The sequence below is a fragment of the Wolbachia endosymbiont (group A) of Limnophora tigrina genome (assembly GCF_964263225.1).
In the GTDB taxonomy this organism is placed as follows: Bacteria; Pseudomonadota; Alphaproteobacteria; order Rickettsiales; family Anaplasmataceae; genus Wolbachia.
Map to the genome: position 1 here is coordinate 1,200,860 of NZ_OZ181654.1, position 13,281 is coordinate 1,214,140.

At 34.5% G+C, this 13,281-nt stretch carries 15 protein-coding genes; 6 read left to right on the plus strand and 9 right to left on the minus strand.

The window, feature by feature from the left end:
• Positions 1-61: 61 nt before the first annotated feature.
• The gene (hemH, locus tag ACE38P_RS05555) at positions 62-1,015 is read right to left on the minus strand and encodes a ferrochelatase (RefSeq protein ID WP_374699661.1); all 954 of its coding nucleotides are present in this window, start codon (positions 1,013-1,015) and stop codon (positions 62-64) included.
• Positions 1,012-1,809, minus strand: a complete 798-nt coding sequence (locus ACE38P_RS05560; RefSeq protein ID WP_374699662.1) for a hypothetical protein — start codon at positions 1,807-1,809, stop codon at positions 1,012-1,014. The genes hemH and ACE38P_RS05560 overlap by 4 nt, the downstream gene beginning before the upstream one ends.
• Positions 1,810-1,923: 114 nt before the next feature.
• Here ACE38P_RS05560 and ndk point away from each other — a divergent pair, with 114 nt between their 5' ends.
• From ndk to folD, 6 genes are all read left to right on the plus strand, one after another.
• Positions 1,924-2,343, plus strand: coding sequence for a nucleoside-diphosphate kinase (ndk, locus tag ACE38P_RS05565; RefSeq protein ID WP_374699663.1), 420 nt, complete (start codon positions 1,924-1,926; stop codon positions 2,341-2,343).
• Between the two features lie 122 nt (positions 2,344-2,465).
• Positions 2,466-3,644, plus strand: coding sequence for an aspartate aminotransferase family protein (locus ACE38P_RS05570; RefSeq protein WP_015587994.1), 1,179 nt, complete (start codon positions 2,466-2,468; stop codon positions 3,642-3,644).
• Positions 3,645-3,712: 68 nt separating this feature from the next.
• Positions 3,713-4,990: an HlyC/CorC family transporter gene (locus tag ACE38P_RS05575; protein ID WP_029237684.1), complete on the plus strand. Its 1,278-nt coding sequence runs from the start codon at positions 3,713-3,715 to the stop codon at positions 4,988-4,990.
• A 9-nt stretch (positions 4,991-4,999) separates the two neighbouring features.
• Positions 5,000-5,257: a DUF2312 domain-containing protein gene (locus tag ACE38P_RS05580; protein WP_064085427.1), complete on the plus strand. Its 258-nt coding sequence runs from the start codon at positions 5,000-5,002 to the stop codon at positions 5,255-5,257.
• Positions 5,250-5,825, plus strand: a complete 576-nt coding sequence (locus ACE38P_RS05585; protein ID WP_010406412.1) for a UbiX family flavin prenyltransferase — start codon at positions 5,250-5,252, stop codon at positions 5,823-5,825. The genes ACE38P_RS05580 and ACE38P_RS05585 overlap by 8 nt, the downstream gene beginning before the upstream one ends.
• Entirely contained in the window at positions 5,809-6,696 is an 888-nt protein-coding gene (gene folD / locus ACE38P_RS05590) for a bifunctional methylenetetrahydrofolate dehydrogenase/methenyltetrahydrofolate cyclohydrolase FolD (RefSeq protein ID WP_264682858.1), read from the plus strand. Before ACE38P_RS05585 ends, folD begins: the two co-directional genes overlap by 17 nt.
• A 115-nt stretch (positions 6,697-6,811) precedes the next feature.
• On the opposite strand, the gene ACE38P_RS05595 is transcribed toward folD, so the two are convergent.
• From ACE38P_RS05595 to ACE38P_RS05625, 7 genes are all read right to left on the minus strand, one after another.
• Positions 6,812-7,540: a hypothetical protein gene (locus ACE38P_RS05595; protein ID WP_374699829.1), complete on the minus strand. Its 729-nt coding sequence runs from the start codon at positions 7,538-7,540 to the stop codon at positions 6,812-6,814.
• A gap of 117 nt (positions 7,541-7,657) precedes the next feature.
• The gene (locus ACE38P_RS05600) at positions 7,658-8,215 is read right to left on the minus strand and encodes a hypothetical protein (RefSeq protein ID WP_374699664.1); all 558 of its coding nucleotides are present in this window, start codon (positions 8,213-8,215) and stop codon (positions 7,658-7,660) included.
• Between the two features lie 120 nt (positions 8,216-8,335).
• Complete coding sequence (gene leuS, locus ACE38P_RS05605) at positions 8,336-10,795, minus strand: leucine--tRNA ligase (RefSeq protein ID WP_374699665.1); 2,460 nt, start codon at positions 10,793-10,795, stop codon at positions 8,336-8,338.
• 4 nt (positions 10,796-10,799) lie between these two features.
• Entirely contained in the window at positions 10,800-11,390 is a 591-nt protein-coding gene (locus tag ACE38P_RS05610) for a murein hydrolase activator EnvC family protein (protein ID WP_007302156.1), read from the minus strand.
• Positions 11,391-11,442: 52 nt separating this feature from the next.
• Entirely contained in the window at positions 11,443-11,769 is a 327-nt protein-coding gene (locus ACE38P_RS05615; RefSeq protein WP_010402982.1) for a MerR family transcriptional regulator, read from the minus strand.
• Complete coding sequence (locus ACE38P_RS05620; RefSeq protein ID WP_264730349.1) at positions 11,766-12,065, minus strand: integration host factor subunit alpha; 300 nt, start codon at positions 12,063-12,065, stop codon at positions 11,766-11,768. Before ACE38P_RS05620 ends, ACE38P_RS05615 begins: the two co-directional genes overlap by 4 nt.
• 38 nt (positions 12,066-12,103) lie before the next feature.
• Entirely contained in the window at positions 12,104-13,276 is a 1,173-nt protein-coding gene (locus ACE38P_RS05625; RefSeq protein ID WP_374699666.1) for an MFS transporter, read from the minus strand.
• Positions 13,277-13,281: the final 5 nt, after the last annotated feature.

Sequence of the window (13,281 nt, forward strand, 5' to 3'; positions counted from 1 at the left end):
AAGTAGATAATAAAATAATAACTTTTTAATATTATACTATAAAAATCTAAAAAGAAAAGTGCTATAAATCAGTACTTTGAGAGTGATCTAAACATAAATCGGCCAAGCACTTGATAAATAAGAGATCAGTACTGAGAGTTGGTACGCGAAAGTAATATCCGTCTTTGATAATTGATTTATACTCTATATCAAGTTCAACCAGTGTTTCAGAATGCTCAGAAACAAAAGATATAGGTGATAAAACTACAGGTATATTATCGTCTTTCGCGCGTGATAGCTCACTTTCAGTGCTAGGCTCCAACCATTTTACAGGGCCAACCTTACTCTGATAACATATTCCCCAATCAAGATCTTCAATATTCAATTTTTTTACTATTAATTTTACTGTTTTTTCTATCTGTGAAGCGTAAGGGTCGCCTTTTTTAATGATACTAAGAGGTAAGCTATGAGCCGAGAATAGGACTCTTGGCTTACCGATTTTGCTAGCTAATTTATAATATTTAGACGTCAGATTAACATGAGCTTCAATAAAGTCTTCATTGTCATAATAATGGTGAATTGTTTTTGTGTTACATTCCAGTTTGGCATTTTTTTGCCAATTCTCTATGGATGATAGAGTTGTGGTGGTTGAATATTGCGGATATAGTGGTAACAGAATGATTTCGTCAGGGTTGAATTGCTTTACGCTTTTAACAACTTCATCAGCAAATGGATGCCAATAACGCATGCAGATGAATATCTTATACACATGGTTTCCATCTTCATTTAATTTTAGTTCTAAAGCATCAGCTTGTGCTTTTGTATTCTCCAAGATTGGCGATTTACCTCCAATGTGCTCGTATATTTCTTGTGCAGTACTTTCTCGCCTTTTGGAGATAAACTTTGCTAAAAGGAAGCGAAAAGGATTTGGTAGATTTATTATTCTTTTATCGTAAAAAAGATTAAATAAGAAAGGACGGACCGCACTTAGTGAATCAGGTCCGCCTAGGTTAAATAAGATTACTGCCTTCTTCACTGACAGCACCTTTCTTCAGGTTTGCCTATAAAATCAGCTACACACTCATCAAGTTTAGTTACAGGCACTAAATTTCTTACACTGGCATACAATAGATGAGCAGATCTCTTCATGTTACTCTGTGTAGATGCAAAGCCTCTATCGAAAACCAGATCGACACAGAAACTGGGAACTGCTTCAAGAAGCTCAACAGCAGCCAAAGATATCATTATGCAGTTTTGTAGGGCCTTCAGAAGAATAGTAAGGGGAAAAAGTAAAACTTTAACGAAAAGACAGGTGCTTTCATTCAGTGACTGCCCTGGATTAGGTGAGTTATACTCGATGTGTTTTCTATTTTGATTGAAGATGGGAAATTTTATAGTATCTTTTTTAAATTGCTCATCTATTTCTTGTGTACTATGTTTGGTCCATTTTTCTAGTAATAACTCACGCACGTGAAAAGTTCTTACAAGAAAGCATGTTGCAACCATCAATGCAGCGCATGTAAGTGCACACTCCTTAAGACTTATACTACCTATCATAGGTAGTGCAAGACAAACAAATGGCACTATAATAGCCATTTCAAAAAATGGAATGATGTTTCTTTTCATCGCAAAAACAGCGCCTTCTTTTAATTTTGCATTACGATGTGCGCTATACTCCAAATAACTTAAAAAAGCCAAGCTGAAAGTCAAAAATCCTTTTGTTCCACAAAAAATTGATGATTTTAAATTATTAACGAATGTTTTAGCAGCAGATTCAGTTTCAACCAGTTGTTTGGTAGTAGATTTAGTTGTGTTACAACAAGGATGCATACAATACTCTCTTGATAGTTTATTCTTAACTATAAGTGAAAAATTGCTTTTATCAAATCAAAGTTTATAATAAAATAAATCTATAAATATACGATCTTAATATAAGGAAATAATATGGCAATTGAGAGAACACTTTCAATATTAAAACCTGATGCAGTAAAAAATAATATTACAGGCAGTATAAATTCTTACATTGAAAAATCTGGACTAAAAATTATAGCACAGAGAAAGATGCTGCTGACAAAAAAACAAGCAGAGCTGTTTTATGAAATTCATAAGGATAGGCCTTTTTTTGGAGAGTTGGTGGAATTTATGACTTCTGGGTCTGTGATAGTTCAAGTTTTAATCGGTGAAAATGCAGTCAGTCAATACAGGCAAATCATGGGTGCTACAGATCCAAAGCAGGCAGATAAAGGTACAATTAGGGGTGATTTTGCTGATGATATTAGTGAAAATAGAGTGCATGGTTCTGATAGTCTAGAGAATGCTCATAGAGAAATAGCTTTCTTTTTTGCTGAATGTGAATTGGTGTAGTTTTACTTTTTTACATATTAAATTTCTGAATTTTATGTTGAACTGTATAATATTAGCCCAATTTTTAGTTTAAGCAATATTAAGGGAAAGCTTTTTCATGCACAGTATAGATAATATTTAAAATGGATCATGTTGTTAACGCTTATAATAGATCTGAAGCTTCTATAGTTAGAGGAGAAGGAGTATATCTCTTCGATAAGGATGGTAAAAAATATTTAGACTTTGCTGCAGGAATTTCTACAACCTCTCTAGGGCATTGTCATCCATACATTACAGATAAACTGAAGGAGCAACTGGATTCATTATGGCACTGCTCTAATATTTTTACTATTCCTCAGCAGGAAAGGCTTGCTCAGCGTTTAACAGAACTTACCTTTGCCGATAAAGTTTTTTTCTGTTCAAGTGGACTTGAAGCAACAGAAGCTGCAATTAAATTTATTCGACGCTATTTCTACTTAAATGGACAAGAAAAGCGCAGTCACATCATTACAATTGAAGGAGGTTTTCATGGCCGCAGTATTGCTGCAATTTCAGCTGGGGGAAATGAAAAATCACGCGAAGGTTTTGCTCCACTCCTTTCTGGTTTTGATAAAGTTCCAAGAAATAACATTGAAGCATTAGAAAAGAAAATCAATAGCGAAACAGCTGCCATATTTTTAGAGCCCATACAAAGTGAAGGCGGAGTACATCCATTGGACGTAGAGTATCTTAAAAAAGTAAGAGAGATAACAAAAGCTCAAGGAATAATTTTATGCTTTGATGAAGTGCAATGCGGATATGGACGGATTGGCTCTCTATTTTACTATCAAAATATAGGAGTTGAACCTGATATGCTCACTTGTGCGAAGGCTATGGGTAATGGATTTCCTCTGGCTGCATGTTTAGTAAAAGATTATATAGCAGAAGCAATCACTCCAGGAACTCATGGGTCAACTTATGGAGGTAATCCACTTGCCATGACTGTTGGTAATGCAGTACTCGATGTAATGCTAAAGGAAGGCTTTTTTGACCATGTTAAGAAGGTCAGTAAATATCTAAAAGAAAAGTTGTTGCCTTTGACTGAAGAATTTCCGAAGATCGTTTCAGAAGTTCGTGGGGAGGGTTTATTGATAGGGATAGAGCTTAGAGTACCTTTGGCTGATAAAATTGTTAAACAATCTCTTGACAAAGGCTTAATAATGACTAAAATTTTAAATAATAGGGTAATAAGAATAACTCCTCCACTTGTTGTTGAGAATATGCATGTGAATGCAGTGTGTGATATATTTCATGATTTATTTTTTTATATTAAAGATATATAGACTTGCAAATGCTTCTTACAACATATAAAATCAACTCTGTTTCTATATCGCAATAACATCATACTTTAATGGATTGGTTATTGATTTCAGTATTGTCAGCAATTTTTTTCTTATTGATTTTATCGTTTTTGTTCTCAGGAGCAGAAATAGGGTTAACCTCAATTAGCCGATCCCGAGTGAATAAACTAAAGCTAGAAGGTAACAAAAAAGCCAAGATAATAGAGCTTTTGTTAGGTAAAAAAGAATTAACAATAGGAACAATATTACTGTGTAATACAATTATTAACATTACTTGCTCTGCTTTATTTACAGTAATATTTATAAATTCTTTTGGGAGTGAGGGCATATTTCTTTCAACATTCATGATGACGTTTTGTATTTTGCTATTTTGTGAAGTTTTACCAAAAACTTACGCCATGCAAAATCCTGAAAAATTTACATTACTTTCTGCTTATTTTATGCTGTTTTTTGTCAAGGTTCTTTCTCCATTGACATTAGGCATTCAGTTTATTGTCAATATCATTCTGAAGTTATGTGGGCTTCATAAGAATAGGGAGGTAATATCTGCAGCAGATGCAATGCGTAATATGATTACTCTTCACCGCAGTGAGGGCACTATGTTACAACAGGATTTAGATATGCTAAATAGTATACTTGATTTGGCTGAGACAGAAATATCACAAATTATGACCCACAGGAGAAACTTATTTTCTCTTGATATAGATCGAAACAAAGAAGAGTTAATAAGAGAGATTTTAACCAGTAGCCATAGCAGAGTACCTTTATGGCAAAAAGAACCAGATAATATTGTTGGAGTGGTTCACGTGAAAAATCTAATAAATGCCTTGCGTGAAAAGGATAATAAAATAGAGATTGCCAAAGTTATGTCAAAGCCTTGGTTTATACCAGAAAGTACGCCACTCAGTGTACAACTTCACAACTTCCGTAAAAACAGGAAACACCTTGCATTTGTTATTGATGAGTATGGAGCACTACAGGGAATCGTAACTCTTGAGGATATACTGGAAGAAATAGTTGGAGAAATTTCAGATGAACATGATTTGATCACAGAGAATTTTATAAAAAAGATATCCGATAATATGTATCACATAGAAGGAAAATCTACTATTAGGGATATTAATAGACAGTTACATTGGGATCTTCCTGATGAAGAAGCTACAACTCTAGCAGGTATGATTGTAAACGAGATAGAGCGCATTCCTGAAGAAAATGAAGAGTTTTCCATGTACGGTTTTTACTTTAAGATTTTAAAAAAAGATAAAAATATTATTACTATGATTGAAGTACAAGTAAAAACTGATAATACTGTAGTAGCAATTAATTAGTTGGGTTCTATGGAAGATACAGTAAAAATAACGGCTGAAGATTTGAAGAGCTATATAGAGAGAATCGAAAAACTTGAACAAGAAAAGAGGGATGTGCAAGATCACATTCGTGATGTATATGCAAAAGCTGCAGATGAAGGTTGGGATATAAAAGTGATGAAACAGATTATTAGGCTAAGAAAGATGGATGATGATGACAGGGAGGAACAGGAAATATTACTTTATACCTACAAACGTGCATTGGGAATGAATTACGAAGGTGAATAGTAGGATTGTAATTGGAATAAGTGGAGCATCTGGTTCTATTTACGGTGTACGGATTCTAGAGGCACTAAAAAATACCAATCATGAAACTCATTTAGTGATCAGCAGTGCTGGAAAAATAACTATAGCTCATGAGATTAAAGAAAAACTTGAAGATATTATATCGCTTGCAGATTTTTACTATTCTGAAGAAAAAATAGGAGAAAAAATAGCAAGCGGCTCATTTAAAACCTCAGGTATGGTTATTGCTCCATGTTCTATGAAAACAATGTCTGAAATAGCATCGGGGGTGACTTCCAATCTATTAACAAGGGCTGCAGATGTAACTCTAAAAGAAAGAAGAAAATTAGTTCTTATGGTGCGAGAATCTCCACTACATCTTGGACATCTCCGAAATATGTTAAAACTAACGGAGATGGGAGCAATTATTGCTCCGCCGATGCCTGCTTTTTATATTAAACCAAAATCTTTGGATGATATTGTAAATCATGCTGTTGGTAAAGTATTGAATTTATTTGATATCGCATTACCTGACTTCAAGGAGTGGCAAGGAAATGTCAATTATTATTAACGGTAAAAAAATAGCAAATGATCTCTGTGAGGAGCTATCAAAAAAAATTGATATTTTAAAGAAAGAGTATAATGTTTTTCCTTGTCTTAAAGTAATTCTTGTGGGTAGCAATCCAGCAAGTCAGGTCTACGTTCGTAATAAACAAAGAAAAGCAGAATCAATAGGCATAAGTTCTGAAACTATTGTTTTGCCTGATAGTATCTCAGAAGATGAATTGATTGAAAAAGTTAATACATTAAATGAAGATTCATCTGTGCATGGAATTTTAGTTCAGTTACCTTTACCAAAGCACATCAGTGCAAGTAGAATAATTAATACAGTAAGTGTTGAAAAAGATGTAGATGGCTTTCATGATGAGAATGTTGGCAGGTTAGTTAAAGGTGAAAAAAATTGTCTGATACCTTGTACTCCCAAAGGTTCTTTGCATTTAATTAAGTCAGTTGAAAATAATCTGTCCGGTAAAAATGCGGTAATCATTGGCAGATCAAATATTGTGGGTAAGCCAATGTTTCACCTATTGTTGCAAGAAAATTGCACTGTTACCATCTTGCATTCACAAAGTAGGGATTTAGCTGATTATTGCTCTAAGGCGGATATAGTAGTTGCAGCAGTTGGAAAGCCAAATTTTGTTCAACCAGATTGGATAAAAAAAGGTGCAATAGTGATTGATGTTGGCATAAATAGCATTAACATAGGAAATCAAAGTAAGCTTGTGGGTGATGTTGACTTTGAGGGAGTAAAAGAAAAAGTCAAAGCTATTACTCCAGTGCCTGGTGGAGTTGGCCCGATGACAATAGCATTTCTTATGATGAACACTGTAATTGCTGCTTGCTTGCAGCGGGGAGTTGATGCTTCTGATTTCATTAATTGAGGGCATAAGAAAAATAGATACCCGTCTCTAGATAATAACATCGAATTTTTATCCAAATAGCAAACCTCTTTGCAGGATTATCTTATTCACTACAAGAAATATGCAATTTAGAACATTAAAAATTATAACGTATGCCTACTTCTATGATTGCATCTGGTATTTGTACTGGTGGCTTGAAGGCACTTAATTGCCCACTTGCAGCAATAGCAACTGTAGCAACTATCTGCGGAGTAAATTCATAATCAACACCTACCTTTAGTTTATAGGAAATAGAACTCAGTATTTTGTCTACTAAAGATGGATCAGACGTTACTTTGCTTCCATCAGCAGCTAGTAGAGCTGGAGCTTCTTGACTCTCTTCTTCCTCTTCCCTTCTATTATCGTTTTTTCCACCACCTTTACTCACAATTTCACCTGAATTACCACTATCTGAAACATTTTTGACTGTAGTTTCACCTGTACTACTGCCACCGAAGCCAAAAGAAGGCAATACTTGGATATATCCACCCAGTCCTATACTGGCATATAATTTAATGGGATCAATTTCAAGATCAGGATAGTAACGGTAATTCGCCAACAAGCTAGCTCCTACTTTCCTTTTTTGTTTATCAGTTATATCACTTATGTTGGCAAGAACCTCAAGTTCAAATTTAGAATTTTTGTCATAATTATAACCAAAAACAACGCTAGGTTTCATTTTAAAAGTATCACCCCATCCAGCACCAAAGTTTAAACCTACATAGTACTGATCTTCGTACCGATCTTCTAACTCACTTGCACTACTACTAGCTGTACTTGCTAAAGATGAAGCAAGCAATATAGCAAACAATTTTTTCATTTTCATATTACTCATATGTAACATTCCTTAAAACATACTAAAATAAGTGTTCAAACATGCTAGCAGCAAGTTTTGAGCATTGCTTATGGTTACACCTAAACATGTACACAATGCCATCCAGCATTAAAAACTATAACGTACTCCTACTTCCAGCATCGCATCTGGTATTTGTTTTGCTTTTAAACCACTCAGTTGCCCGCCTACGGTTAAAGCAGCTGTACCAACTATCTGTGGAGCAACTTCATAATCAACACCAACCTTCAGTTTGTACGAAATAGCACCCAGTATTTTATCTAGTGTGTCAGTGCCAACAATGTCAAAAGGATATACTTGTAGATGTCCTCCTAAACCTCCACTGACATATAGTTTCACAGGATCAATGTCAACGTCAGGATAATAACGGTAATGTGCTAATAAACTAGCTCCCATTTTCTTGGTTGCCTTACCAAACATATCACTTACGTCGGTGAGAATCTCAAGTTCAAACTTAGAGCTTTTATCATAATTATAACCAAAAACTAAGCCAGGTTTTATTTTTAATCCAGTGCCCCATCCACCACCAAAGTTTAAACCTGCGTAGTACTGCTCTTTTGCACTATTACTAGCTGCTTTATTACTAGCTGCACCTTCTAGAGATGAAGTGAGCAAAACAGCTAAAACACACAATCCTTTTATTTTCATATAACTACCCATACAAAAAAATATATAATGCACAAGTATATATCCTTTATATTAAAAAAGATATAACCTCATATCAAAAAAAGTATACCTACGAAATTAGGGACATGCTACTCAAAATTTTTATATAACTATGTTTACTACCTTATTTGGTACAGCATATATAGTGCGAATTTTGCTTTGATCGATTTTGTTAGATACAGAACCTGTTGCTATTTTCTTCAATTCTTCTTGAGGTAAATCAGTTTCTACTTTGATAGTCGCACGCAACTTTCCATTAATCTGTACTGCCACAGTTACCATATTATCAATTAGTAGTGATTCATCAGCTTTTGGCCAAGGTTGCATATATAGCATGCCTTCGCCTCCTATTTTTTGCCATAAATTTTCAGCCAGGTGTGGCATGAATGGTTCGATTACTCTAATTAGTATACATACACCTTCATCAATAAGAGATTTTCCAGTTTTTACGTCTATTTCAGCTATTAAATTTGTCATTTCACGAAACTTTGCTACCACACAGTTTAATCTGCAGTTTTCCAAGTCATCTGTAAGCACTTGCAATAGTTTATGGATTTTTTTTCTGTACTCTAGGAGTTTACCTACAATGTTTTCATTATCATAGTGTATGTTTACGGGCCTAAGTTGCACTACCATACGCCACAATTTATTTATGTAGCGAAAACAACCTTCCACGCCATCATCAGACCATTCCATATCTTTTTCTGGGGGGGTATCGGATAATACAAACAAACGAGCAGTATCAGCACCGTATTTTTCTATGATAAAGTTTGGGTCAACTGTATTCTTCTTTGACTTACTCATCTTTTCGACTTTTCCAACTTGGATCTTAGCACCCTTCGCAATCAACTCTTTTGCTTTTTCGGGAAAGAGCCATTTGCCATTCTCATCTTTATAAGTTATATGGCAGACCATTCCTTGAGTGATTAAAGTAGAGAAAGGCTCTTTAACATCAAAATAGCCACATTTAGTTAAAGCACGGCAGAAAAACCTTGAGTAAAGCAAATGTAGAATTGCATGTTCTATTCCACCTATGTAATAATCAACAGGCATAAAACGATTACAAGTATCTTTATTAATCGATTTATTTTCACTGCAAAATGCAGCAAAATACCAAGAAGATTCAAAAAAAGTGTCAAATGTATCAGTTTCACGTTCTGCTTGCTTTCCGCACTTTGGACAATCAACAAATTTCCAGGTTGGGTGCTTATCCAGGGGATTACCACCACTTGTAAATTCTACATCCGTTGGTAGAACAACAGGGAGGTCTTTTTCTGGAACTGGAACAATTCCACAATCTTTACAATGTATAATAGGTATAGGACATCCCCAATAACGTTGCCTTGAAATTCCCCAATCGTGTAGACGATAGTTTATTGTTTTCTTACCTATTCCTTTTTCTTCAAGTTTTTTTATGATTACTTTTTTTGCCTCATTAATCATTAGTCCGTTTAAGAATTCAGAATTGAACATCACTCCATCACCGAAGTACGGTTCTTTTAAGATCTCTGTGGTCTCTTCACAAACTACAGGAATAATCGGTAAACCATACTTCTGTGCAAATTCAAAATCACGCTGATCATGTGCAGGGCAACCAAAAATCGCACCTTCTCCATACTCCATCAACACAAAATTCGCTATATAAATTGGTAATTCCTTGTCGAGAAATGGGTGCCTGACGTTCAGTCCAGTGTAAATTCCAATTTTTTCATCATTCTCCCCCTTTGCCTTCATATTACCAATAAAGTCTCTTATTTCTTTGTCCTTAAGGTCTTGTACAATAGGGTGCTCTGCTCCTACTGCAAGAAAAGAAGCTCCAAATAAAGTATGAGGAGAAGTTGTAAAAATCTTTAACTTCTTATTCAAGCCAACTATTTCAAAATCTATAGTTGCCCCTTCAGATTTTCCTATCCAGCGCTCTTGCATAGTTTTGACTTTTTCTGGCCAATTTTTTAAACTTTGCAGACAATGAAGCAAATCTTCAGCAAAATCAGTAATCTTTAAAAACCATTGGAATAACTTACGTTTTTCAACAACTGCACCTGATCGCCATCCTTTTCCATCAACCACTTGCTCATTTGCAAGCACTGTTTGGTCCACTGGATCCCAATTAACCCACGACTCTTTTCGATAGGCAAGACCATGCTTTAAAAAATCCAGAAAAAATTTCTGTTCGTGTTTGTAATAATCAGGCTCACATGTGGAAAGCTCGTGATTCCAATTGTAGGAAAGACCTATAGATTTTAGCTGTGCACGCATATTGTCTATATTCTCTTTTGTCCACGCTGCAGGGTTAATATTATTGTCCCTTGCTGCATTTTCAGCTGGTAATCCAAACGCATCCCAGCCAATTGGGTGCAAAACCTCAAATCCATGAGCTCTCTTGTAACGTGCTATAACATCTCCTATTGCATAGTTACGCAGGTGCCCCATATGAATCTTACCAGATGGATATGGAAACATTTCCAACACGTAACATTTCTTCTTTTTACTATCTTTGCTTACAGAAAAATCCCACTTATTTTGGTAGAATTTTTCAACGTTTTTAAAATCATATTTCATAAATTCAATCACAGTTTATATGTACTAAAGGATCGACTGCTTGACCATTATGCCTTATTGTGAAACACATCTGCGGATCTTTATCTTGTGTGCTTGATTTACCTGCAGATCCAATTACTTGACCTTGTTTTACTTTATCACCAATTTCAACTTGTATGTTTTTTAAATAGGAGTACATAGTCATGTAATTATCTTTATGTTCCACTATAATTAAATTTCCGTACCACCTCAGGCCTTTGCCTACGTATATTACTTTGCCAGGTGCAGAAGCAATAACCTTTGTTCCACTTTGAGCAGTAATTTTTATGCCATCTTGACATATTTTATCAGAAGAGGTAACTGCACCTTTAACCGGTATTACAAATTTACACATGCTTTGTGCATTATTGTTATATACCTTATCTACAAAGGCTTTTCTACTTTCTTTTCGCAGCGAAGAATCAACATTTTCTTTAATCAAATGATACTCCCTTGTGTACTCTAGGTCTCTTTTCCCATAAAATTCTTCGCCTTTAAGTAGTACAGGTGCAGGTTTTTGCAGGCCACAGCTTATCAGTATTGCTGATAATATAAAGAACAAGGCTATACGACACATACACTTATCTCTAGATATATCAACTTTCACAAAACTTTATAGTGTTTTTCGTCTATTTATTACTTTCTTCATTTATTTTATCAGTCAAATAGTCTCTTAAATCGGTAAGTTCTTGCAACAAATTTCTTGAATAATGATCAATTCTTACATCGTTACCAAATTCCTTTTGTACTCCTTTTATTGTATATCCTTTGTCATATAGCATATATTTTATTTTCTTTATTGCCTCTATACACTTATGATCATATAGTCTTCTTCCCTTCCGTTTTATGGGTTTAATTTGATGGAATTGACTTTCCCAGAATCTTAAAACATGCTGCTCCAAATGTAGTTCTTCAGCTACTTCTCCAATTGTGTAAAATAATTTTTCCTTATTCATCGGTTGTTTATTAATTTCTTCATCATTTTTGAAGGTCTAAAAGAAATTGATTTTCTCGCTTTAATTACTACCCTTTCCGATGTCTTTGGTATATTTCCTGGTCTTTCTTTCTTGTTTTTAACCAAAAATGTTCCAAATGAAGATATTTTTACTATTCCATCCTTTGCTAAGCTCGTTTTTATCTCATCCAATATATCATCTATTATTGCAATAGAGTCTTGTTTCGATAATCCAATTTCCTGGTTTATACATTCAGCTATTGTTGCCTTAGTTACTGTTGTGTCTTTTGTTGTCATAATTTATTACAGTATGTTAATATAATATAACAATCGACTCAAGATTCAGCTACTTTATTTTTATAGTATGTTTCTTTTGTAGCGTAATTAAAAATACTAGCAAATGTTAACATTGCAAATATTGTGAAAAGCGCCATTTGATGATCTGAAAAAAGTGCTAAAATTGACACTAAAATTCCACTCATAACAAACATAAATCCATTGATAATGGATGATGATGTGCTAATATACTTCTGCTCAACAATCTCACTACCAACAGTAAAATTAAGCATATGTCCTCCTGCAAAAAAACCAAACATTAACATACAAAAGTATATAATATGAACTGTTAAATTACCGCATAGTAAAATAATAGCTGAAATACTTTGCAATGTGGCAAAAGCAGAGATTACGTGCCTTCTATTTTTAAATAGATTTGAGATTAGATCTGCAATTGGAGCACCAACTGCAAGACCAAGCCACAATATTGCAGTTGCCACACCTAACTCCATTGTATTGAGTTCTAAGTTGCTTAGTAACCTTGGTGCCCACAGCATATTAAGCGCTAAAAATGTTCCAAAAGTAATAGCACCCACTATTGAGGTTATCCAGATATCTCTTAATTTTAGCACTGTTAGTACAGAACATATTACTGTTTTTATAGAGCTCTTTATTGTGTATTCCCCCAAATTTTTTTTTGAAAGTCCTTTCGGATAAAAAAACATAAGTACAAATATCGATACGCCAAATAATATTACGCATACAATAAGATTTTTCCAATCTGCACCTTCGGCAAGCAAGCTAGAGAAGCACATTTGAATCATCAAAGCAGAAAGACTTGAAATTGTCTGCACTAGTGAGAACATCAGTCCAAATTGAGTAAGGGGAAAATATGTGCTACTTACATGAGCAGCGCCAATAAAACCAAACGATGCTCCAATTGCGATCAAAAATTGAGATAAAATTAAATGGGCAAAATTGTCACTCTTGATAAGGACAAAAAAACCAAAGAGCATGATTGACAATGAGAAAAAATAAATTTTTTTGCTGGAAAAAACATTAAACATTGCCCCACTAAAAAATTGTGAGATAGCAAAAGTCCAAGTATATGCTGAATTAGCTAGTGCAACTTGCGCGATTGTGAGCCCAAGTTCTTTTTCAAGATTCACGCTTATAAAGGTGTAGATTATCTGCATATTGCTGAATACAACAATCAAGTTACTGATTAGCATCGGAC